We start from the raw sequence: 24,253 nt of genomic DNA, 5'->3' as shown, positions 1-24,253 counted from the left end.
CGCTTACAGACCGTGAGCCATGGCTTTGTCGATCAGCCAGTTCAGCGATGGGCCACGGTCGCTGGTGACTTCCACCGGGCGGCCGGCATAGGTGCTGTCCAGCGGTGCATCAGGCTTGATCTGCACGCGGATGTCAGAAGACAGGTCGGCGCTGTTCAGGCTGGTGCTGCTGACGATGGTGCCGGTGCGCACTTGTTCTTCGTCGGCGACCTGGAAGTTCACCTGCGTACCTGGGCGCACATCACCGAACTGGCGATAGCTGAAGCGCGCTTCCACATTGGCCTGGCTGCCGCGTGGCACCAGTTGGAAGATCACATCACCCTTGCTGGCGTACTGGCCGTCGGCGACCAGTTGCTGGGCCACCACGCAATCGCAAGGCGAGGTCAGGGTGCCGGTCATTTGCTTGCCGAACAGTTCCTCGACCTTGGCCGGTTGCAACTGGTCTTCGTCCAAGTGGCCCTTGAGCACATCGAGCATGCTGGTGCTGAAGGTCGCCAGTGGCGCACCTTTGGCCGCTACCGAATCACCTTTGAGCAGGCTTTGCACGGTGCCGTCACGGGGCATGGTCACGTTCATGCCCGGTACGCTGACGAGGCCGGCCTGGGCGTGGCTGACGAAGTACATGCCGTAGAGCGACTTGACCACAAAACCGAAGGCCGCCAGGCCCACCAAAAAGATCGCCAGGCTGAAGGTCACGGCGCGCAGACGACCGAACGCGGTCATGCCGCTGCCGCCGTCCTTGACCTTGCGTGCCTTGGTGAAGTTGTCGCGTTGCAGGGTCGCGAGCACGTCGCCCATGGTCACGATGTCGCCGGACAGGTGCGAGGTGATCAGGTGGCGCAGGGTGGAAATATCCTGGGCATCGAGGTTCTGGAACTGGCAACCGGTGCGGCCGGTCTGGCGGTCGTAGGAGCGAATCTGCAGCTCCACGTCCATGGCCAGGCCGAGGTTATCGATCACGAACTGCAGGCGGCCTTTGTGCACTTGGCCGATGGTGAGCGGCTGGGTAGCGGTGAAGGCCAGGCCGCCGGCGGACAGGTCGATAACCTTCGCCTCAGTCGGCGTGCGGTCGCTGTTGAAGAAGCGAAGCTTGGCCGGGATTTTGACCCGGGCGTGTTGGCGCTGAGCTTCGGATTCATGGACAACGTTGGCGTTTACTTGGCTATTCATCGGGTGTAATTCCTAGGTTAATTCAGGCTTGGCTGGGTCAGACCATCATCAGCAACACGGCAACGAAGATGCTGCCGGCGGAGAAGGTCATGGTCCGAGACGACCAGGTGTTGAACCAACGTTGAAAGCTGGCCAAATCGCGGGTCAGTTTGGTGTCCTGGCGGGTCCAGGACTGTTGATCAAGGCGGAAGAACACGTAGATCTTCACCAACGCGCCCATGATCTGGTTGTAATAGAGAATCAGCGGGTAGGCCGGGCCGATCTTGTGGCCGGAGCACGACAACAGCAGGGTGAGGATCAGGCGGGTAATGCCGATCCACAGCAGGTAGGCGAGGATGAACGCGCCGCCGTACTTGAAGGTGGCGATCATTGCCACGGTCAGGCCGAGCAGGGAGGTCCACATCGACACGCGCTGGTCGAACAACACCACGCTGGTGAACAGGCCGAGGCGACGCACGCCCAGGCCGAGCGCGCGGGAGTTCTGGCGCAGGTTGTTGCCGTACCAGCGGAACATCAGCTTGCGGCTGGCCTTGATGAAGCTCTTTTCCGGCGGGTGTTCCACGGTGTTGATCGCCGCATCCGGCACGTAGAAGGTGTCGTAGCCCAGGCGCATCAGGCTGAACCAGCTGGACTTGTCATCCCCGGTGAGGAACTTGAACCGGCCCAGGCGCCAGTGTTGCAGCGAGTCACTTTCCACGTCGGCGATAAAACCCGGGTCGGTCACTACGCTGGCACGGAACACCGACATGCGCCCGGTCATGGTCAGCACGCGCTTGGACAGGGCCATGGAGCACATGTTGATGTGGCGTTGGGCGAAGCGCAGTTTGTGCCATTCGCTCATGATGTAGCCGCCGCGCACTTCGCAGAATTCGTTGGTGGTCAGGCCACCGACATTGCCGAACAGCTGGAACCACGGCACGGTCTTGCGCACCACGCCTTCGGCCAGCACGGTGTCGCCATCGATCACGGCGACCACGGCGCGGTCGTCGGGCAAGTGGCGGGAGATGGCGCGGAAACCAAACGCCAGGCCGTCACGCTTGCCGGTACCGGCGATGCGCACGAAGTCGAGCTTGACGTGAGCCGGCGGGTTGAGTTTTTCCCAGAGGCTTTTGACCAGCAGCTCATCGGACATTTCTACCAGCGAGCACACCACGGTGGTGGGGAAGCCGCAGTCGATGGCTTCGCGAATCACCGAGCTGTAGACCTGGGCGGTGGTCAGCGCGTCGATACGAAAACTGGTGACCATCAGGAACACATGGGACGGGTCGGCGGCTTTGCCCAGCTTGCGCACTTTGCGGCGCAGGTGCGGGTACACCACGTACAGGAACAGCATGCCGCGAAAGAAATGCGTCGCGCCCATCGAGTAGCGCCAGATACCCACGGCACCAATCAGGAAAATAAAATTCTTCGATTGCGAATCGAAGGTGCTCGCCGGCAACAGCAGGGCGAGACCCATCAGCAGGCTGAGAAAGAACAGCCAGCCGGCCGATTGCAGAAATACATGTTTTAACTTGGACATAAGCGTCATCCGCAAGGTGAGGAGGCTTCAGGCTGCAAGCGCTGGGGATAAAGCCACTTGCAGCCTGAAACTTGCCGTTGCTGTTACCAGCAAATACCTTCGGTACGGCCGCTCACGCTGGTGGCCTTGGACATGAAGCCCACCAGGTCGACCACTTGTTTGCCTTCCGGAGCGTTATGCGCCAGGGCACGGAACTTCTCGTCACGGTTACCGAGGATGATCACGTCGGAGTTGTTGATCACATCATCGAAATCCGAGTTGAGCAGGGACGACACGTGGGGGATCTTGCCCTCGATGTAGTCCTTGTTCGCGCCGTGCACACGGGCGTATTCGACGTTGCTGTCGTAGATGCTCAGGTCGTAGCCCTTGCCGATCAGCATTTCTGCCAGTTCTACCAGCGGGCTTTCGCGCAGGTCGTCGGTGCCGGCCTTGAAGCTCAGGCCCAGCAGCGCAACTTTGCGTTTTTCGTGGCTGGAGACGATGTCGAAGGCGTTCTGTACCTGGGACTCGTTGCTGCGCATCAGCGAGTTGAGCAGCGGCGCTTCCACGTCCAGAGAGCCGGCGCGGTAGGTGAGGGCGCGCACGTCTTTTGGCAGGCACGAGCCACCGAAGGCGAAGCCTGGGCGCATGTAGTACTGGGACAGGTTGAGGGTCTTGTCCTGGCAGACCACTTCCATCACTTCGCGACCGTCGACGCCGACAGCCTTGGCAATGTTGCCGATCTCGTTGGCGAAGGTGACTTTGGTGGCGTGCCACACGTTGCAGGTGTACTTGATCATTTCGGCGACGGCGATGTCCTTGCGGATGATCGGCGCATCGAGTTCTTCGTACAGCGACTGCAGGACATCGCCGGAGGCGGTGTCGAACTCACCGATGACGGTCATCGGCGGCAGGTCGTAGTCGGCGATGGCGGTGGATTCACGCAGGAACTCCGGGTTGACCGCGACGCCGAAATCAACGCCGGCTTTCTTGCCGGAACAGTCTTCGAGGATCGGGATCACCACGTTGGCCACGGTGCCTGGCAGTACGGTGCTGCGCACCACGATGGTGTGGCGGGTGGTCTTGTCACGCAGTACAAAACCGATCTCGCGGCATACCGACTCGATGTAGTTCAGTTCCAGGTCGCCGTTTTTCTTGCTCGGCGTACCCACGCAGATCATCGATAGGTCGGTGTCGCGGATGGCTTCGGCGAAGTTGGTGGTACCGCGCAGTCGACCGGTTGCGATGCCTTGGCTCAACAGTTCGCCCAGACCTGGTTCAACGATGGGGGATTTACCCGCATTGATCAGGTCGATCTTTTCCTTGGAGATGTCTACGCCGACCACTTCATGGCCACGGGCAGACAGGCAACCGGCACACACGGCGCCAACGTAACCCAAACCAAATATGCTGATGCGCATCGCAATTACCTCTATGTTTAAATCATGCCATTAGATGGCCGGAGTTCATGTTTGCAAGCGTCACTGATGCCGCGAAAGTTAGGCGAATAGACGCCGACTTACCGCGTGCAGGCATGTTAAATAGCGAGTGACTAACTATTGCACTCAAGTTGTGCGCAACGTGGCCTTGTTATTGGGGCTTGCCCTGAAATGCAGCCGGTTTTCCGTGGCGGAAGGGTCCGGCGCCAGTGCCGCTGGGCTTTGATACAGGCAATAAGCCTTTTGATATCAATGCCTTGGGTGTTAACACTGGCTCATTTAGGTCAGCGCTGCCTTGGCCTTTAGGGGGTTGGCAATGAGTCCTTATCGCCGCCCTCAACTCAATCAGTTGATGATATGACCCTCGAGCCAAAGTGCTTTATGACAACTTGGCTACTTCCATTGGTCGGTATGTAAGTCATCTCTTACGTAAACAGAGAATTTCGTTACCGGTGGTATGAGCGGTGCTTCAGGACGAAGTTCCGGGCCGCTCATCCCCTTTCCGGAAATTTTTTGAAATATTAGAAAAGATGGCACTGGTACTATATTGATAGCACTTGCTATTTAGGCCAGTAGTTATGGGGAGTTGGTGCGAGAGGATAGTTTTGTGCCACTACCGTTAAAAAAAAGTGGTGCCACTACGAAAAAAACCGACGAGTGTCGAGTGAAGAAATTGTTAGGGATGTGTCGAAATATTTTTTGACGCCAAATAAATGACGATTCTGGGGCTGAAATGCAGACAAAAATGTGGGAGCTGGCTTGCCTGCGATAGCGGTGTATCAGCAACAGGTGAGTCGGCTGACCCACCGCTATCGCAGGCAAGCCAGCTCCCACAGTTGATGTGGGTGGCTGTACAGGCCTTATTCCGGTGCGTGATCGCGCAAAAACACCAGGTTGTCCGGCTTGGACTGCTCCGCATTGAAGCGGTAACCCTGCACATCGAACTGCTTGAGCTGTGCCGGGTCGCTGATGCGTTCTTCAATCACAAACCGGCTCATCATGCCTCGGGCTTTTTTCGCGTAGAAGCTGATGATCTTGTACTGACCGTTCTTCAGGTCCTTGAACTCGGTATTGATGATCCGCGCCTTCAACGCCGTGCGCTTGACCGCCGAAAAATACTCATTGGACGCCAAGTTGAGCAGCACATCGTCGCCTTGCTCGGCCAGTGCTTCATTCAACCACTCGCTGATGCGCGTACCCCAGAAGGCATAGAGGTCCTTGCCACGGGCATTGGCCAGCTTGGTGCCCATCTCCAGGCGGTACGGCATCATCAAATCCAATGGGCGCAGCAAGCCGTAGAGCCCCGAGAGCATGCGCAGGTGGTCCTGGGCGTAGCTGAAATCGGCATCGCTGAACGTCTCGGCATTCAGGCCGGTATACACATCGCCCTTGAACGCCAGCAGCGCCTGCTTGGCGTTGTCCGCAGTGAAGGCCGGCGTCCAGCTGCCGAAGCGCGCGGCGTTGAGGCCACCGATCTTGTCGGAGACGTGCATCAACTCACTGATTTGCGCCGGGCTCAGTTCGCGCAGTTGCTCGATCAGTTCCTGGGAGTGGTCCAGGTACTGCGGCTGGGTGAAGCGCGCAGTGACCGGCTTGGACTCGAAGTCGAGGGTTTTGGCGGGGGAAATCACCATCAGCATGAAGTTGGCTCCTGGAATCGTGGCGTGTAGCGTGGGCGCGATTCTAGGGGGTTGGGCGTTTTGACTCCACCTATGATGGTGATAGGCACTGTCTTCGCCTTCCTGCCTTTCGCCGACCCAGTTCCTGGCGGACGCCTTCTTCGCCAATACGGGACCCCACTTCGCGAGGCTGCTTGGGTTGACGGCTTGTAGTCAGGGGGCGGTGCGTGACTCCAGGTCTAGTTCGGCTGGCCATCGCACTTTGGGCGCCAAGCGACGCGCGAGATTGAAGGTCACGTCTTCGTTGTTCCAGTCACGAGGTGGGCGGGGAAAAGCGGGCAGGGCTTGCGGGCCTTGTTGCATGAACAGTTGGGCCATGGCCCAGTACATTTCGCCTTGTTGAATTTCGTGGGCGAAATGAAAACGATCTATTACTTGGTGGGTGCCAGGTTTCACCACGGCAAGGGTGACGGTTTCGATGAGGCCGCCACTGCCCATGGGGCCGTACACGCTGCTGGCTTCGGCACGCAGGTTATCCCAGTCATAGACTTCGGCCCGAACGCCCCAGGCGGTGCGGCTGAAGGGTCTGAGGCCGTCGCGGTAAAAGCGGTAGACGTAGACTTTGCGTCGGAAGCGGTTGAAGCGGATGGGTTCGTCGCGGGGAGGGTCAACGTCCATTCGCCAGATATAAATGCCTAGCCATATGCCAGTAATAAATACGATGGGGCCTAGCAAACTTAGCACTAAGGGAGGGAGGTGTTGCTCCGTGACAACATAGCTAATCATACCTGCTGGTGTAACCATGGACAGCAGGAACATAAAAAGAGCTATCCAAATACCAATCCCCCGAGTTCGCACTGTGGCGCGTGCCAGTTCAAAATATACATCGTCAACATGATTGGGCGGATTCGATAGTACGGGTGGATACGGTTCGTTGGAGGGCGATTCGTTGGGTCCCGGCAGATCGTGCTTCCAGCCAGGAGCAGGTTTGTCGAGTAAAGGTGTTTTAAATACCATGATGAGCTGTTCCAAGTTCGGGCTGAACGCCGCTTGTAATCTTTAGCCTGTTGTATCGAGGCTGCTTCGGTTGATGGCTTGTAGTCAGGGCTCGGTGCGTGACTCCAGGTCTAGTTCGGCTGGCCATCGCACTTTGGGGGCCAAGCGACGCGCGAGATTGGAGCTCACGTCTTCGTTGTTCCAGTCACGAGGTGGGCGGGGGAAAGTGGGCAGGGCTTGCGGGCCTTGTTGCATGAAGAGTTGGGCCATGGCCCAGTACATTTCGCCTTGTTGAATTTCATGGGCGAAATGAAAACGATCTATTACCTGGTGGGTGCCAGGTTTCACCACGGCAAGGGTGACGGTTTCGATGAGGCCGCCACTGCCCATGGGGCCGTACACACTGCAGGCTTCGGCACGCAGGTTATCCCAGTCATAGACTTCGGCCCGAACGCCCCAAGCGGTGCGGCTGAAGGGCCTTAGGCCGTCGCGGTAAAAGCGGTAGACGTAGACTTTGCGTCGGATGCGGTTGAAGCGGATGGGTTCGTCGCGGGGAGGGTCAACGTCCATTCGCCAAGCGTAAACGCCCAACCATATGCCTGTGATAAATCCAATAGGCCCAAAAAAAATCAGTACTAAGGGGGGCGCGCTTTGCTCTGTCACAACAAACATGATCAAACTGATCGGAAAAGCCATGGACATCATGAATATAAAAGGGGCTATCCAAACACCAACCCCACGAGTCCTTACTGTGGCACGTGCCAACTCAAGGTACACATCGTCAGCATGATTGGGTGGATTCGAGAGTGCTGAAGGGTACGGCTCAATAGAAGGCGACTCGTTTGGTCCCGGCAGATCGCGCTTCCAGCCAGGAGCAGGTTTGTCGAGTAAAGGTGTTGTGAATAGCATTGGAGTAGTTCCAGTTGGGGTGAGAGCTGTTTTTTTACCTTCGTTTCAAGCGGGCAGCAGGCAACCATAAGCAGGCACGCGATTGTTGCTATGGGAAAAGTAGGCAAATGCCCATGCCGAGCTCACCCAAGGCTGTGGTTTACAAGCTATCCATCAAGATGAGCTCGGCGTAGGCATCGTGAATGTCGCGATCGGGCCAGTAGGTTACCGACAAGGTTGCCGCTTCAATGTTGTGCCGGCGGCGGTCGGGCAACAGTACAACTGCGCCTTTAATGTCGTTGACCTGCGAGGTACGGTTATCGGGCAATGAGACGGTGCGAACCTCCTGCGTGGGCAGGGTGCTGTCGGCTCGGTAATCTGGCTTGTTCGGGCGTTTGGGTACAGCCAGCGCTGCTCGGCGCTCGCTGGCTGCGGTTGCCAGGGTGGGGGGATTCAACTCGCCTTCGGCCAGCACTTCTCCGCCGGTGTACTGGTTGGCCGTGCCGTCGCCGTGGCGATGCACTGTCAGTGACCAACGATAGGCCGACCGGTTGGCATCGAAGAACGGCAGAACCAAGCGATATTCGAGGTGCTGTTCATGGACCTGCGCGCCAACGCTGCCCATGGGACCGCCCCAGCCATGCGAGCCGCTATCGACGATTCGCAAGCGAAAGTTGACGCCGGCCTCAACGCCAATGGTCGCGGCATTGAGTTCTGCGATGGCGATGTGGGCATGTTCAGATTTAATCCAATGAATGGGCGGGTTTTCGTTGTGTTTTCCGAAATAACAACGGCGTGCCCAGTGGTCGAAGCGTGTTGACTCTTCGTCTTCGGCCCATCTGTAAAATGCATAACCTACTAGTCCGAGCAGTACGGCTATACCCAACGGCCCCAGCAGAACCATGTTTCCTGATGCTGCGGCTAGAACACCTGCGACAGCTCCGAAACCTGAAGCAGCGGAAGAGAAGACATATCCTGCTGCAGCCGAGGTATCACCCGCTTTGGAGGCACGATTAGCAGCAAACCCTGCTCGCGTAGCATCGTACAGTCCCGCCACAGCACCAATACTCCCCCCGGCCCGTACGAATACGTTGCCCACCCGTGAAGTCGCTGTTGCGTTAGCTATCGCCCTGGTAGACAAGCTGCTGACCTGTTGCACCCGTTCCGCCCCCTTTTCCAATGCAATGCCTACAATTTCCACCCCTCCACCCAACACCCCCAAGCTACTGCCATACACCGCCAACCTGGCCTCAACGGCCTTTTCGCCCATGGCTTTCTCCGCGTCCTTGAGACTTTTGTTCAGAGAGTCGCTAAGCAGGTACATCCCGCCCATCGCCATCAAAAACTCGCTACTGCCGACCGCGCCACGCAGCCCGGTAAAGCCGGTGCGAACCCATCCAGCCGCCAGGTACGAGGACACCTTGACCCCCTGCAACACCTTGCGCGCCTGCGGGTCCAGGGTGCCAACCCCAACTGCGATTTCGACTAGCGCAGCGTGGGCACCTTTGCCCAGTTGATCCACGCCGAGGTTGGCCTGGCGCATCAGGCTGTCCTGCAGCTCGGTGACCTGGCCTTCCACCCAGACGCTGAGGGTCACGCTGAGGTTGGCTATTTTTGGGTCCAGCACTGCCAGGCTGAGCAGGCCGCCCTGAATCAACGGGCGCACCTGTCTGCGCACCTTGCGGGCCTCTTCGTCGGTTTTGCCCAACTCGTCCTTGAGGCCTTCCCAGGTGCGGTCGATGGCATCCGCGGCCTTGCGTTGCAGGTTGCGCAGGTGCTCGCATTGCAGGGCGTAGTATTCACCGAGCTTCATCTTCACCTTGAGTTCGGTCAGATGAATGCCGTTGTAGAGCAGTTGGCTGGCACTGTTGAGACGCGAAACCGCCCGCCCCACGCCAGGGCCGAGTGACGGTTGCAAGCGGGCGGCAGCGGCATTGAGGGCGCCGAGGAGCTGCGCCATGGCATGCTGTAGACGGGGGCGGACATGCTGCTTGAAGTCGTCGTTGGCGATGAGCTTGGTAAGGGTAGAGTAGAGCTTTTCGCTGTCGTTCCAGTCGCCATCACCTGTTGCATTGAAACTGGGCAACAGATCGGCCAGCAAGCCTTTGTCACGCAAGAGAAGGGCGCGGTAGATCGGGCTCTGTGGGTCGTTCAGCCATTCACTCCACAGGGAGGCGGTATGGCCGTTATCTTGCGTTGCGGGTGCTTCACTGATACCACCTTCAAGGCACAGCGCCATGGTCTGGCTGTAGGCCCGTCCTGATGGGCGGTCATTACCGTCGTAGTCATTTTGCTCGACACACGCAAACAGGCTGGAGCGGCAGGCTGCCGCGTAGGCGTGTGCGCTTTGGTCGATGTAACGCTGATAGTTGGCCCATTCCTGCTCATACAGTTGGTGAAACAGGGCACGGCTCTGTTCATCGTAGCGTTCCTCCAGTTTCTGGTTGTGGGCGAGTGTGCGCTTCTGGACGATTCGCTCGCGTTGCTGCTCAGGGCTGGAAAATACCGGTGGGCCATCGCCGGTCATGGGCTCGACAGACGCCGGTAGGGGAGTCTGGCCTTCTGCCTGTTCGCGATGGACTTCGCGAATGGCCAGCAGTAACTGAGAGGTCTGGTAGCGATAAGCCCGGTCCGGGTCGTTCATCCAGGCCTGGCGCTGCTGCACCCAGCGGTTGCGCGTGTCGTTGAGTTCCTGCACCAGGCCAACGATGTCATCCAGTACAAACGCGAGGACGCCTTGTTGGAGCTTGTGCTGTGGGATGGCGCTGCGCAGGAAGCCCTTCAGCGCGCCCAGGCGATGGGCGCGGCTATGGAAACCGTGCACGCTGTCGAATCTTGGCGCTGCCTCTTGCGGGGGATGCTCATAAAAACGCCAGTCGGGTTCGGTAGGGATGGGCAATGGGCTCGTCGGGTGATGTTGGTATTCGTAAACCTGCTTGTCCACCTGCAGGTTTTCATCGGTCATGGCCAGGCCAACGCTGGCGGGGTTGTCGCGTGCGCTGGCGAGGTCGAGTGTCTGGAACCGCTCTGAAGCCTGACCGGCCTTGTAGGCGTCCAGCACGCTGGCGGGCCACGGGTCATTGGCAAAGGCCAGCCACGCTTGGGTGTGTTTTTCAGTGTCGATGTTGAGGAACGAGGCCGGGCAGTCGTGGTTGGCCGCGACGCACGCATCGGACAGCGGGGTCTCGTTGGCGGGCGGCGGTGCGTAGGGGTTGAATTGACGTAGATAACCGTCCGGGCTGATCTGGTAAGCCTGCCAGATTTTGCGATCCAGCAAGACATACAGGTAGCCGGCGCGCAAGGTGCGCAAGCCCAGGCGCGTGTCAATATGCACGGTGTCCGGGCGCACAGGCTCGTTCGGTGAGCGCGGCACCAGCGCGTGGCGCAATGGCAGGATGGGCAACCCTTTACGTTGGCAAGCTTTGCATTGATCGTTTGAAATGGCGGTTTCGGCTATAACGATGCCCAGTTGTGTGCCCAAGGTCATTGAGATGCTCCGGCATAGGTCAGGTCCGACACTGCCCTTTGCAAGGCGATGTCGTTGTAGGGGACCAGCAGTTGGCTGAGCGGCGCTTGCCCCTGAACCGCTTGTTCAATCACGGCGCGAAAGCCGGTGTGCTGGTGCAGATGCGGATGCAGCATCAGGCGATGCAAGGCGAGTGTCAGGATGTCGTCCTGGCGGCTAAGCCCAAGCTGACGGGCTTGCTGGATATGGATATAGGCGTGTGCCGCCGCTTGGGGCGGCAGCGCAGTAGTGCCGCTCCAGCGAGCCGGGGCATACGCCAGCGGCAATTGGAGTACGCGACGCCAACCGCTCAACAAGGCCGCAACCAAGGGGGCGTCCTGCTGTACCGCCGTCGTGTGGCTGCCCGGTACGGTGCGACGTTCGGGCGCGCCTACCAATACGCTGCCGGCACCGCTGCTTGTGGGCAGGAGCCAGCGTCGAATTGGCCACCAGGGCCCCTCATTTTTGTCGAAGGTGCCAGCCAACAACTCCAGCCGAACGGGCTCATGGATCGGGAAAAACACTTGGCCTTGCTTCGAGGGCAGTAGCCCGAGCGAAACGATGTGGGCACTTAGCTCCTGGGAGGGGGCGCTGCTACTGAGCCAGCCGCACACGTAACGCTTGTGACGATCCATCTCCTCATGAGCGCGTAAGGCAGATAGCGCCAATAGTTCCTGCGACGGCGAAGTTCCGGGTGTCGCGAGGGCCACCAGCGCCGGGCAGGCCGACGGCGTATGGATCAGATCGGGCCGATGCACAGGCGTGACGGCATCGTCGCCGAGCGTTTGGCGCAATACCTCTATGCGTAATGGATCGTCTGCGGCGCAGTCGGCCAAGGGGTCGAGTAATAAATACAGGGTGCATCGGGCATGCTGTTCGGCCACGAACGCCTGGACGCTCGCCGGCCTCATCGGTTTTTCTCCACACAGGCCTGACCTGTTTCGGGCTGTAGCTGCAGCTTCAGGGCTTGGCCGTTGCCTGGGTTTGTGGCGTTGACCGGGCCACGCAGGGTTATCGCTATGCCATTGAGGTGAATGCCTTGCGCGTCGAGCGTGAGGCTACCTCCCGGGCTTTGGAAGACCACACGCTCACTGGCTTGCAGTTGGTAGACCGTGGTGGTGTGGTGTATGCCTTGGCCGGCAGTTAGACGATGTTGCCCCGAGATCGTTTGCTGGCAGTGACCGCCCACTTCGCTGTGGTGGTTGGCCGTTGTGGTGTCGTAGCGGTTATTGCCGACCCGCTCACTGCGATCCCGACCGACAGTTGTCTCATGGTCACGTCCCGACGAGAGCGTGTGGTCCCGGCCGATCACGTGGGACTGGTCGTTCCCGATAGTGATCTGCTCGTCATTGCCTACTTCTTCTTTGCGGTTATTACCTACAAACGTTGTGTTGTCATGTTTGACATGAACGTTCTTGTCCTTTTCAGCATGGATAAACACCTCCTCGTGCCCTAGCTCATCCTCAAAACGCAGCTCATTGAAGCCATTGCCTTTATGGGTTTGGCTCTTGATGGTCATCCGCGTCTTGTGTTTGGGCAGCTCATACGGCGGCAGATTGGTCTCGCGGTAGGTGCGGCCCGTGGCGATGGGCTGGTCAGGATCGCCATCCAAATAGCCAATAATCAGTTCCTGACCGATTCGCGGCACGGCCATGGCGCCCCAGGTCGCACCGGCCCAACCCTGCGCTACACGAATCCAGCATGAGCTGTGATCGTTGTTTTTGTCCGAGCGATCCCACGGGAATTGCACCTTGACCCGACCCCATTCATCGCAATAAATCTCCTCGCCTGGAGGGCCGACCACCGTGGCAATCTGCGGGCCGTCGATGCAGGGTTTATCGCGTAGTGGGGCTTTCCAATCCGAGGTCCAGCGGATGGCGCTGGCTTTCAACGAATAAGACGTACCGAGGCCGCTACCAAAGGATTCTTCCTGCAAGCTGGTGTGCTGTTTGCCTTCGTGGGTGATGGCGATGGTGCGCCAACGGTCGTTGAAGTCTTCGCGGGGATGCTCGTTGAGGTCGAACGCCAGCCCCGGTTGCAGGCGCGCGTCGTCACCGGCCAGGTGCGCCAGTTTGGCGTCATTGCGCAGGGCGGTCAGCCGGGTCTTGGTGAAGGGTTTGCCGGCGATGTCGCGTTTATAGCGGCCAGGGTAGTCGTAGCGCTCGTAGTCCTTGTGCTGGTTTTTCAGGTCCTGGTCGCCGGTGGCGGTGTGCTGTTGGTCGTAGCGCGGGTGGGTGAAGGTGTAGTCGCGTTGTACCTGGCGGGCGGTGCGTACTTGTTCGGTGTAGTGAAAACGGGTCAAGGCCGGTTCCGTGGCCTCGCCGCCGGCCATGGGTTGGTAGATCACGGGGCAATGTTTGTGCGTGCCGATGGTGCCCAGGCCGCCGACGCGGTCGGTGAGGACGAGGGTGTGGCCGTCGTCGCGGTGTTCGAAGGTGTAGAGAAGGCCTTCCTCGGCCGCGAGGCGGGCGATGAAATCGAGGTCGGTTTCGCCGGCCTGTACGCAGTATTCGCGGCGTTGGTGGTCGAAGCAGATTTCGCGGCGGATGTCGGTCAGTCGGTGCTCGGCGAGCACACTGGTGATGATGTCGGGCACTGTCTGGCCCTGAAAGATGCGCCAGTTGGAGCGCAGGTCGAAACGCGCCAGGGTCGGTTCGATGACGGCGGTGTAGCGGGTGCGATGGAAGCCGGTGTCGCCCTGGGTGAACAGGCTGACCAGGCCGTGTACGTAGCGCACCGGCATTTCGCCGCGCCAGATCGTAAACAGCCCTGCCAGGTCGAGCACGTTATTGAAGTCGATGGCGGCGTTGTGGCTGGCCAGTTCCAAATGCAGTTTGAACGGCTGGGACAGGCCTTCTTCAAGCGTGAAGGACACCACATCGAAGGCATCGCCTTTCAAGGGCTCGAACGTGAATCGCAGGTCGCTTTGGCGGGGCATGGAGCTTCCTTTTTTCCTGTTGCCCCGCCAATTGCAATTGCCGTCAGCCGGGACACGATGGGGAACATGCTGCTCGCAGAGCCGCAGGTAGGGGCCGATCTTAGGAAGCCGTAAGCGAGCCCTTCAATAGGGTGGAGGGAATCAAGAGGTCTCTTACTTATTGGAGGGGCAATAGCTGTAGGACTTATCCGTCATGGCCAGCCAGAGGCCCGTCGAACCTGGCCAATGCCATCTGGGCGGACGTGATCAGCTATAGTGGCCGACGACTCTGCAGAGGGAGACCCCGCGTGCGATTAGCGCTTTTATTGTCCGCTTACCTGCTGTGCCTGAATGCCCAGGCCGCGCCGGTGGATGTCGCCAGCCTGGACCGTGGTACCTGGCCGGAAAAACTCGTCAGCCCGGCGCTGTTCGATGTGGCTTCGCGTGCGGAGATTCTGATGTTTGCCCATGGCCTGCTCGCCAGCGAAGCCCTGGACGACGCCGCGCTCAAGCAGCGCTTGGGGTTGAAGATCATCAACCTGGCTGCCATCGACGACCTGCGTCGCCAGCTCTGGCAACGGCTGTTGGAGAACTACACGTTCGCCCAGCAGAGCTGCGAAGAAGACGCCTCGTTCTGCTACCTGGTGGAAAACATGGACGACCTGCGTGAGCAGGCCGGCAAGTTCGAGGTCGGTGACAACTCTTTCTATATAGGCTGGGCCGCCCCCAGCCGGCACTTCCACGCACGCTATCTGGACGAGTTGTTGCGCAAGGCCGCGCTGTTTCCGCAGATCAGCAGTGAAGTGGCGCGCTTTGGCGATCATGAGCGCAACGGTGATGAACTCAATGACCGGATGTTTTTGCTGACCTTCGACGGTGGCCCTGCACCGGTCAGCGGCAATACCGACTGGCTCACCGATTACCTGCGCAAGCAAAAGATGAACGCGACGTTCTTTGTCCTTGGCAGCAGCTTGCAAACCCGCGTGGAGCGCAGTTCCGCTGCCGATGTGCAGGCGCTGTACCAAGGGCAGTGCGTGGGTCTTCAGGGCTGGCAGTACCGCTCCCACAGCCATTGGGTCGACTGGCAAAGCTCCATCACCCGCAGTGCCGGGCTGGTACAGAACCTGATGCCGGAAAATTATGTGCCCTTGTTCCGCCCACCGTATGGGCAGCGCCGCGCAGACAGCCAGGGCTTCTTCCAGCAACAGGGCTTGCAAGTGGCGTTATGGGACATCGATTCCCAAGACGAGCCGGGCAAGCTCAAGGCCGATGAGTCGGCGCAACGGGTGCTGACGCTGATGCTGCTGTGGCGCAAAGGCGTGATCGTGTTTCACGACACTCAGGACAAGGCGCGGGTGGCATTGCCGATGGTGCTGCAGGCGACGGCGCAGAGTGGCTTGGGTTGGCAGGAGTGTCGCGAGGCATTTCGATGAAGTGCCCGAATTTGCTGGGGATGGGGTGTTTTCGGGGCGATTTGCTGCGACATTTCGATGCAGGCGGACTTCCGACTTTAACGGGGTACATGGCACTCGGCTAGTGCTATTCGTCATCCTGAAAAATAAACTTCAAAAAAGCGTCAAAGTGCTTTTTCCTGTCATGGGTTTTGCGGTATTACGAAGTCAGATCGCCGAAACCTGCAGCACAGGTGGCGTCTTCCAAGACTCCTCCTGTGGGCACTGCACTTGACCTTACTCAAGGTGCAATCGGTGGTCGAATCGAGGCGCAGCACCGCCCAGGTATTGCGTCGAATGGCTCCCACAAAGGTGACCGAGTATGGATGATCATGGACGTAACCCTTCTTCCGACCAGCCAATCCTTTATGTGCTTGATACCAATGTATTGATCCACGATCCAAACGCACTGCTGAACTTCGAAGAACACCACGTCGCCATCCCGATGATCGTGCTTGAGGAGCTCGACAAACTCAAAAGCGGCCACCACAGCGTTGCCGCCGAATGCCGCCAGGCCATCCGCCTGATCGACAAGACCCTGGGTGAAGCCTCGCCCGAGGACGTTGAAGTTGGCGTACCGATCCAGCGTGGCAAGGGCGGGCCCAAGGGCTTGCTGTCGATCCTGATGAGCAAGCGCAGCGAGCCCAACAGCCTGCTGCCGGAAAACCTGAACGACAACAAAATCATCAACCAATTGATCGACCTGCATGCGCGCGACAAGGACCTGCGCGTGGTGCTGGTGACCAAAGACATCAATATGCGCCTCAAGGCACGAGCGTGTGGGATCGCTGCCGAGGACTACAGCACCGACCAACTGGTCGACGACGTGTCGATGCTGTCCCGTGGTTATCACATGATGACCGGCTCGTTCTGGGACCGTGTGAGCAAAGTCGAAACCCGTCAGGACCACGGCCGCACCTGGCACCAGGTACAGCTGATCGACAACCTGCCGGCCGTGCATATCAATGAGTTCATCGTCGATGAACAGGGCTTCGTGGGCTGGATCAAAGAGATCCAGGTCGACAAGCTGCTGATCCTCGACCTGCATCAGGAACCCCTGTTGCACCAGGAAGCCTGGGGCCTGAAACCGCGTGATATCTACCAGAGCCTGGCGCTCTACGCGCTGCTCGACCCGGACATCCACCTGGTCAACCTGACCGGCGCCGCAGGTTCAGGCAAAACCATCCTGGCCCTGGCCGCCGCCATCGAACAGACCATGGTCACCAAACGCTATCGCCGCATCATCGCCACCCGCAGCGTGCAGGGCCTGGACCAGGAAATCGGCTTTCTGCCCGGTACCGAGGCGGAAAAAATGGAGCCGTGGCTGGGGGCGATTACCGACAACCTCGAAGCCTTGCACATGGATGACGAAAACACCCATGGCAGCGTCGACTACATCCTCAGCAAAGTGCCGTTGCAGTTCAAATCCCTCAACTACATCCGAGGTCGCAGCTTCCAGCAAAGCCTGATTCTGATTGATGAATGCCAGAACCTTACACCGCACCAGATGAAAACCATCATCACCCGTGCGGGCGCCGGTTCCAAAGTGGTGTGCCTGGGCAACCTGGCGCAGATCGACACCCCTTACCTGTCCGCGACCAGCTCCGGGCTGACTTACCTGACGGAACGCTTCAAAGACTTCCCGAACGGCGTGCACATTGCGCTGCAAGGGGTACCCCGTTCGATTCTGGCTGAATACGCCGAGTCCCATTTGTAACTACAGCGAACCTGCGACGAAAAGCCCCGGATTTTTCACGAAGTCCGGGTTTTTTGTTTTGTGCGACATTTGCCTGCGTTAACGCGTCCCGGGTGCTTGTGGTCTCTGTAATTATTTTGTTACATTTTTTCTTGCGGTAAAAACTATAAGAACACTGCAAGACCCCGTCGGAACACCACCTCCTTGATTCGACGAACGTTTAGAAAACCTGTCCAGGGTTTTCACCGTGACCCTGCCTATTACAAAAGCCCGAAACACCGCTCATTGATGACGCACATATCCAAAGGGAAAGGAAAATGGACGTAGCAGGTAATGGCTTCACTGTGTCGCAACGCAATCGCACCCCCCGTTTCAAGACCACACCCCTCACACCCCTCACACCCATAGCACTCGGCCTGGCCTTATGGCTGGGCCACGGTTCCGTGGCCAGGGCAGACGACAACCCTTACACCCCGCAGGTGTTGGAATCGGCGTTCAGGACAGCCGTCGCCTCATTCGGCCCTGAGACTGCCGTGTACAAAAACCTCAGGTTTGCCTACGCCGATATCGTCGATCTTGCGGCCAAGGACTTCGCGGCCCAGTCCGGCAAGTTCGATTCGGCCCTCAAGCAAAACTATGAGCTGCAACCCGAAAACTTGACCATTGGCGCCATGCTCGGCGACACCCGTCGGCCACTGGACTACGCCTCGCGCCTGGATTACTACCGCAGCCGGCTGTTCAGCAACAGCGGCCGCTACACCACCAATATTCTGGACTTCTCCAAGGCCATTATCGCCAACCTGCCGGCCGCCAAGCCTTACACCTACGTCGAGCCGGGCGTGAGCAGCAACCTGAGCGGGCAATTGAACGCAGGCCAGTCTTGGGCTGGCGCAACCCGTGACTGGAATGCCAACGCGCAAACCTGGAAGACCCCGGAAGCTCAGGTCAATTCCGGCCTGGAGCGCACCAACGCGTACTACGCCTATGCCTTGGGCATCACCGGCAAGGGGGTGAATGTCGGCGTGCTGGACTCTGGCATCCTCACCGAACACTCCGAGTTCCAGGGCAAAAATGCCCAGGGCCAGGACCGGGTGCAGGCGGTGACCTCCACGGGCGAGTACTACGCCACCCATCCGCGCTACCGCCTTGAAGTGCCCAGCGGCGAGTTCAAGCAGGGTGAGCCTTTCAGTATCCCAGGGGAATACGACCCGGCGTTCAACGACGGGCATGGCACGGAAATGTCTGGGGTGCTGGCCGCCAACCGCAACGGCACCGGTATGCACGGCATTGCTTTTGACGCCAACCTGTTTGTCGCCAACACCGGCGGCAGCGACAACGACCGCTACCAAGGCTCCAACGACCTCGACTACAACGCATTCATGGCCAGCTACAACGCCCTGGCGGCGAAGAACGTGGCGATCGTCAACCAGAGTTGGGGGCAGAGCTCGCGCGATGACGTGGAGAACCACTTCGGCAACGTCGGCGACAGCGCCGCGCAAAACCTGCAGGACATGACCGCCGCCTATCGCCCGTTCTGGGACAAGGCCCACGCCGGGCACAAAACCTGGATGGACGCCATGGCCGATGCGGCCCGGCAAAACACGTTCATCCAGATCATCTCGGCGGGCAACGACAGCCACGGCGCCAACCCGGACACCAACGCGAACCTGCCGTTTTTCAAGCCGGATATCGAAGGCAAGTTTCTCTCGATCACGGGCTATGACGAGACCAGTGCCCAGGTCTACAACCGCTGCGGTACCTCAAAATGGTGGTGTGTGATGGGCGTGTCGGGCATTCCGTCTGCCGGCCCCGAGGGCGAAATTATCCCGAATGCCAACGGCACCTCGGCCGCCGCGCCGAGCGTTTCCGGGGCCTTGGCGTTGGTGATGCAGCGCTTCCCCTATATGACGCCCAGCCAAGCGCGGGACGTGTTGCTGACCACCTCCAGCCTGCAAGCGCCGGATGGCCCGGACACGCCGGTTGGCACGCTGACCGGTGGCCGCACCTACGACAACCTGCAACCGGTGCACGATGCGCCGCCGGGTACGCCGCAAGTGCCCGGTGTGGTCAGTGGTTGGGGCTTGCCCAACCTGCAAAAAGCCATGCAGGGGCCGGGGCAGTTCCTCGGTGCGGTGGCAGTGGCGTTGCCCAGCGGTACCCGCGATATCTGGGCCAACCCGATTTCCGATGAAGCCATTCGCGCCCGTCGCATAGAAGACGCTGCCGAACAGGCGAGCTGGGCCGCCACTAAAGCGCAGAAAGGCTGGCTCAATGGTCTGCCCGCCGATGCCTCGGCCGATGATCAGTTCGAATACGACATCGGTCATGCTCGCGAGCAGGCGACACTCACCCGCGGCCAGGACCTGCTCACTGGCAGCACCTACGTCGGTAGCCTGGTCAAGTCCGGGGATGGCGAGTTGGTGCTGGAAGGCCAGAACAGCTATTCGGGCAGCACTTGGGTACGCGGTGGCAAATTGTCGGTGGACGGCGCGTTGACCTCTGCCGTGACGGTAGATGGCAGCGCCGTGGGCATGCGCAATGCCGACAATGGCGTGATGACCACACTGGGCGGCACCCTGGCCGGCAACGGCACGGTGGGCGCCTTGACCGTCAACAACGGCGGGCGCGTGGCCCCGGGGCATTCGATTGGCACGCTGCGCACCGGCGATGTCACGTTCAATCCGGGTTCGGTGTATGCCGTCGAAGTCGGCGCCAATGGTCAGAGCGACCAGCTCCAGAGCAATGGCGTGGCGACTCTCAACGGTGGTGTGGTGAACGTGTCCCTGGAGAGCAGCCCCAATCTGTTGACCGCCGCCGAGGCGCGCAGCTTGCTGGGCCAGCAGTTCACTATCCTCAGCGCCAGCCAAGGTATCCAGGGGCAGTTTGCGGCGTTCGCGCCCAGCTACCTGTTCATTGGCACTGCGCTCAACTATCAACCGAACCAGTTGACCCTGGCGATAGCCCGCAACCAGACCACCTTCGCCAGTGTCGCGCAAACCCGCAATGAGCGGTCGGTGGCGACGGTAGCCGAGACATTGGGCGCTGGCAGCCCGGTCTACGAAAGCCTGCTGGCGTCGGATTCCGCCGCTCAGGCGCGGGAAGGGTTCAGGCAACTGTCGGGGCAACTGCACTCGGATGTGGCGGCGGCGCAAATGGCCGACAGTCGCTACCTGCGTGAAGCGGTCAACGCTCGCCTGCAACAGGTGCAGGCACTGGACTCCAGCGCGCAGATCGACAGCCGTGACAACGGCGGCTGGGTACAGCTACTCGGTGGACGCAACAACGTCAGTGGTGACAACAACGCCAGCGGCTACTCCTCGTCCACCAGCGGCGTACTGCTGGGCCTGGACACCGAGGTGAACGACGGCTGGCGCGTGGGCGCGGCGACCGGTTATACCCAAAGCCACCTCAACGGCCAGTCGGCGTCGGCTGACAGCGACAATTATCACCTGTCGGTCTATGGCGGCAAACGCTTCGAGGCGATTGCCCTGCGCCTGGGCGGTGCCAGCACCTGGCACCGTCTGGACACTTCGCGACGGGTGGCCTATGCCAATCAGTCGGACCATGCCAAGGCCGACTACAACGCGCGTACCGACCAAGTGTTTGCCGAGATCGGTTACACCCAGTGGACCGTGTTTGAACCCTTCGCCAACCTCACGTACCTGAACTATCAAAGCGACTCGTTCAAGGAAAAAGGCGGTGCCGCAGCCTTGCATGCCAGCCAGCAAAGCCAGGACGCGACACTCTCCACCCTGGGCGTGCGTGGCCATACCCAGCTGCCGCTCACGTCCACCTCGGCGGTGACCCTGCGCGGTGAGCTGGGTTGGGAGCACCAGTTTGGTGATACCGATCGTGAAGCTTCTCTGAAGTTTGCCGGCAGTGACACGGCCTTCGCCGTCAACAGCGTGCCTGTGGCCAGGGATGGCGCGGTGATCAAGGCCAGTGCGCAAATGGCGCTGACCAAGGACACCCTGGTGTCGTTGAACTACAGCGGCTTGCTGTCCAACCGCGGTAACAACAACGGGATCAATGCCGGGTTTACCTTCCTGTTCTAACCTTGAATGTAGGAGCGAGCTTGCTCGCGAAAAACGTCAACGATAACGCGTGCACCCTGGGTAAACGCGGCGCCTGTGAGTTTTTCGCGAGCAAGCTCGCTCCTACAGGGTGGGATAAACAGCCTTGCGCAAATTTTGACCCACAGGTTTACAATCGCTGCTCCTGATCAGGAGTATCCCTGTGCTGACTCATCTCGATTCCCAAGGTCGCGCCCATATGGTCGACGTCACCGACAAAGCCGTGACGTTCCGTGAGGCGGTGGCCGAAGCGCGGGTGCGCATGCTGCCCGACACCCTGCAAATGATTGTCGACGGCGCCCACCCCAAGGGCGACGTGTTTGCCGTGGCCCGCATTGCCGGGATCCAGGCAGCGAAAAAAACCAGTGACTTGATCCCCCTGTGCCACCCGTTGATGCTCACCGGCGTCAAGGTGGAACTGCGTGCCGACGGCGCGGACGCTGTGCATATCCTCGCGCGCTGCAAGCTCTCCGGCCAGACCGGCGTGGAGATGGAAGCCCTGACCGCCGCCAGTGTCGCGGCGCTGACCATCTACGACATGTGCAAGGCGGTGGATCGCGGCATGACCATTGAGAGTATTCGCCTGCTGGAAAAGCTGGGCGGTAAGAGTGGGCATTTCAAGGCGGATGAACAATGAGTATCAACGTGCTGTTTTTTGCGCGCTACGCTGAAGCGGTGGGCTTCGATTCGCTGGAAATGGAAGGTGAATTCGCCACCGTTGATGCCGTACGCCTCGCGCTGGCTGCTGACCCGGAGTTCGCCGTGCTCAACGAAGCGAGCCTGATGTGTGCGCGCAACGAAGAGCTGTGTAGCCTCGACGAGCCGGTGCAAGCCGGCGATGAAGTCGCCTTCTTTCCCCCCGTGACCGGAGGCTGAACATGGTCATTCGTGTGCAGGTCGAAGCCTTTGATCCCGGTGCCGAAGTCAACGCCATGCATGCGGCCAACGTGGGCGTGGGCGCGGTGGTGAGCTTTGTCGGCTATGTGCGCGACTTCAATGACGGGCGCGACGTGTCAGGGATGTTCCTGGAACACTACCCCGGCATGACGGAAAAAGCCTTGGCCAAGATTGCCGTCGAAGCCGAGCAGCGCTGGCCGTTGCTCAAGCTGGAAGTGCTGCATCGTATTGGCGCGCTGGAACCGGGTGAGCCGATTGTGTTTGTCGGCGCGGCCAGTGCGCACCGGCAGGCGGCGTTTGAGGCGTGTGCGTTTGTGATGGATTACCTGAAGACGCGGGCGCCGTTCTGGAAGAAGGAAAATACCTGCGAGGGGCCGCGTTGGGTAGAAGGGCGCAGCAGTGACCACGCCGCAGCGGATCGCTGGAAATAGGACCTGAGGCTATTGGAGGTCCACATGTGGGAGCGGGCTTGCTCGCGAAAGCAATCTGTCAGTTAAAGATGTACTGACTGGTTCACCGCTTTCGCGAGCAAGCCCGCTCCCACATTTTTACCGCATTTCAGCTTAAGGCCGCTTGCGCTCCACCGCCCGCAACAAATGCGTTGGCGGCGTCTCACAGCTGATCTTGCGCCCCAGCAACGCCTCGATGGACGGCAACTGGTACGAGTCATCTTCGCCTGCAAAGCTGATCGACACACCCGCAGCCCCCGCACGCCCGGTACGGCCGATGCGGTGTACGTAGTCGTCCGGCACTTCCGGCAGGGTGAAGTTGATCACGTGGCTGATGCCGTCGATGTGAATACCACGACCGGCCACGTCGGTGGCTACCAGCACGCGGATCTTGCCTTCACGGAAGCCTTCCAGGGTCTTGATGCGCTTGTGCTGCGGCACGTCGCCCGACAGTTGCGCGGCGTTGACGCCGTCGCGCACCAGGCGTTCTTCGATGCGGCGCACCTCGTCCTTGCGGTTGGCGAACACCATTACGCGCTCCCAGCCGTTATCGTTGACCAGGTTGTAGAGCAGCTTGTACTTGTCGGCACCGGCGACGGCGTAGATATGCTGCTCGACGTTTTCGCTGGCGACGTTGAGTGCTTCGATCTCGACGATGGACGGGTCTGTGGTCCACTGCTTGGCGAGGTTCATCACGTCTTCGGTGAAGGTCGCGGAGAACAGCAGTGTCTGGCGCTCGGTTTTCGGCGGGGTCTGGCGAATGATCTGGCGTACTTGTGGGATAAAGCCCATGTCGAGCATGCGGTCGGCTTCGTCCAGCACCATCACTTCGACCATGTCCAGGTGCACGTCGCCGCGCTGGTTGAAGTCGAGCAGGCGGCCCGGGGTGGCGACGAGGATGTCGCAATGGCGGGCTTCAAGGTGCTTGAGCTGCTTGTCGAAGTCCATGCCACCCACGAACGTCATGACGTTGAGGCCGGTGTACTTGGTCAGGTCGGCGGCGTCCTTGGCGATCTGCACCACCAGTTCACGGGTCGGCGCGATGATCAGCGCACGCGGTTCACCCATGTAGCGCTCTTTGGGCGGCGGCGTTTGCAGCAGTTGGGTGATGATCGAGATCAGGAACGCGGCGGTCTTGCCGGTGCCGGTCTGGGCGCGGCCGATGGCGTCTTTGCCCGCGAGGGTGAAGCCCAGCACTTGCGCCTGGATCGGCGTGCAGTACGGGAAACCCAGGTCCTGGATGGCGTGCATCAGTTCCGGGGCCAGTTTGAAATCGTGGAAGCGGGTCTTGCCTTCCTGAGGTTCGACGACGAAGTCTTCGAGCTTCCATGGGGCCACGGGCGGCTTGGGCGCACGTTCGCGACGGGGCTTGGCCACAGGCATCGGGGCCGGCTCGGCAGGCTTTACCTGTTCAGGCGGCGTCACCGTGGTTGTGTTCGGTGAGGCGGCGGGCGCGTTCCGGCCGGGCTGTTGACCGTCATTGCGGTTGCCGGGCTTGGGGGCAGGTGCACTGGGAACAGGCGCGAGCGGCTCAGCCTCGCTTTTGCCGAACATCTTCTTGAGTGCTTTGAGCACGGTCATCTCATTAATTGATTAAGGAATGTACGCCGGCCAGTGTAATGCAAGAATCGGGCGCGGCGTAGTGCGTCTGTCAT

The 24,253-nt window shown here is 59.9% G+C and carries 16 protein-coding genes; 6 read left to right on the top strand and 10 right to left on the bottom strand.

Annotation, left to right across the window (positions count from 1 at the left end; genetic code table 11):
- Positions 1–3: 3 nt before the first annotated feature.
- The 9 genes from PSH76_RS22660 to PSH76_RS22620 form a co-directional block, all read right to left on the bottom strand.
- On the bottom strand, positions 4–1,170 hold the full coding sequence (locus PSH76_RS22660) for an alginate biosynthesis protein Alg44 (RefSeq protein WP_032893484.1): 1,167 nt from the start codon (positions 1,168–1,170) through the stop codon (positions 4–6).
- Between the two features lie 37 nt (positions 1,171–1,207).
- Positions 1,208–2,689, bottom strand: coding sequence for a mannuronan synthase (alg8, locus tag PSH76_RS22655; RefSeq protein ID WP_003188740.1), 1,482 nt, complete (start codon positions 2,687–2,689; stop codon positions 1,208–1,210).
- Between the two features lie 83 nt (positions 2,690–2,772).
- Positions 2,773–4,089, bottom strand: a complete 1,317-nt coding sequence (locus PSH76_RS22650) for a nucleotide sugar dehydrogenase (RefSeq protein WP_032893483.1) — start codon at positions 4,087–4,089, stop codon at positions 2,773–2,775.
- A gap of 878 nt (positions 4,090–4,967) precedes the next feature.
- Positions 4,968–5,747: a peroxide stress protein YaaA gene (gene yaaA, locus PSH76_RS22645; protein ID WP_305492968.1), complete on the bottom strand. Its 780-nt coding sequence runs from the start codon at positions 5,745–5,747 to the stop codon at positions 4,968–4,970.
- Between the two features lie 192 nt (positions 5,748–5,939).
- Positions 5,940–6,404 carry a DUF6708 domain-containing protein gene (locus tag PSH76_RS22640; RefSeq protein ID WP_305492967.1) on the bottom strand — a complete coding sequence of 155 codons (465 nt, stop codon included), beginning with the start codon at positions 6,402–6,404 and terminating at the stop codon, positions 5,940–5,942.
- A 423-nt stretch (positions 6,405–6,827) separates the two neighbouring features.
- Entirely contained in the window at positions 6,828–7,292 is a 465-nt protein-coding gene (locus tag PSH76_RS22635; RefSeq protein ID WP_305492966.1) for a DUF6708 domain-containing protein, read from the bottom strand.
- A 478-nt stretch (positions 7,293–7,770) separates the two neighbouring features.
- Positions 7,771–11,097, bottom strand: a complete 3,327-nt coding sequence (locus PSH76_RS22630) for a T6SS effector BTH_I2691 family protein (protein WP_305492965.1) — start codon at positions 11,095–11,097, stop codon at positions 7,771–7,773.
- Positions 11,094–12,026, bottom strand: a complete 933-nt coding sequence (locus PSH76_RS22625) for a hypothetical protein (RefSeq protein ID WP_305492964.1) — start codon at positions 12,024–12,026, stop codon at positions 11,094–11,096. The genes PSH76_RS22630 and PSH76_RS22625 overlap by 4 nt, the downstream gene beginning before the upstream one ends.
- On the bottom strand, positions 12,023–14,053 hold the full coding sequence (locus PSH76_RS22620) for a type VI secretion system Vgr family protein (protein ID WP_305492963.1): 2,031 nt from the start codon (positions 14,051–14,053) through the stop codon (positions 12,023–12,025). Before PSH76_RS22620 ends, PSH76_RS22625 begins: the two co-directional genes overlap by 4 nt.
- A 287-nt stretch (positions 14,054–14,340) precedes the next feature.
- Between PSH76_RS22620 and PSH76_RS22615 the strand changes: the two genes are divergently transcribed.
- The 6 genes from PSH76_RS22615 (at position 14,341) to moaE (ending at position 22,580) form a co-directional block, all read left to right on the top strand.
- On the top strand, positions 14,341–15,465 hold the full coding sequence (locus PSH76_RS22615) for a polysaccharide deacetylase family protein (RefSeq protein WP_305492962.1): 1,125 nt from the start codon (positions 14,341–14,343) through the stop codon (positions 15,463–15,465).
- Between the two features lie 340 nt (positions 15,466–15,805).
- Positions 15,806–17,200, top strand: coding sequence for a PhoH family protein (locus PSH76_RS22610; RefSeq protein ID WP_003188745.1), 1,395 nt, complete (start codon positions 15,806–15,808; stop codon positions 17,198–17,200).
- A 296-nt stretch (positions 17,201–17,496) separates the two neighbouring features.
- The gene (locus PSH76_RS22605; RefSeq protein WP_305492961.1) at positions 17,497–21,234 is read left to right on the top strand and encodes an autotransporter domain-containing protein; all 3,738 of its coding nucleotides are present in this window, start codon (positions 17,497–17,499) and stop codon (positions 21,232–21,234) included.
- A 181-nt stretch (positions 21,235–21,415) separates the two neighbouring features.
- Positions 21,416–21,889 carry a cyclic pyranopterin monophosphate synthase MoaC gene (gene moaC, locus PSH76_RS22600; protein WP_032893473.1) on the top strand — a complete coding sequence of 158 codons (474 nt, stop codon included), beginning with the start codon at positions 21,416–21,418 and terminating at the stop codon, positions 21,887–21,889.
- Positions 21,886–22,128 carry a molybdopterin converting factor subunit 1 gene (gene moaD, locus PSH76_RS22595; protein ID WP_014717016.1) on the top strand — a complete coding sequence of 81 codons (243 nt, stop codon included), beginning with the start codon at positions 21,886–21,888 and terminating at the stop codon, positions 22,126–22,128. Before moaC ends, moaD begins: the two co-directional genes overlap by 4 nt.
- A 2-nt stretch (positions 22,129–22,130) precedes the next feature.
- Positions 22,131–22,580, top strand: a complete 450-nt coding sequence (gene moaE / locus PSH76_RS22590) for a molybdopterin synthase catalytic subunit MoaE (RefSeq protein ID WP_305492960.1) — start codon at positions 22,131–22,133, stop codon at positions 22,578–22,580.
- Positions 22,581–22,712: 132 nt separating this feature from the next.
- Here moaE and rhlB read toward each other — a convergent pair whose 3' ends face one another.
- On the bottom strand, positions 22,713–24,179 hold the full coding sequence (rhlB, locus tag PSH76_RS22585) for an ATP-dependent RNA helicase RhlB (RefSeq protein WP_032893471.1): 1,467 nt from the start codon (positions 24,177–24,179) through the stop codon (positions 22,713–22,715).
- Positions 24,180–24,253: the final 74 nt, after the last annotated feature.

Origin of the sequence: Pseudomonas sp. FP215 (genome assembly GCF_030687795.1) — a bacterium.
GTDB classification, from domain to species: Bacteria; Pseudomonadota; Gammaproteobacteria; order Pseudomonadales; family Pseudomonadaceae; genus Aquipseudomonas; species Aquipseudomonas salmasensis.
This window is presented reverse-complemented; position numbering and strand designations above follow the sequence as displayed.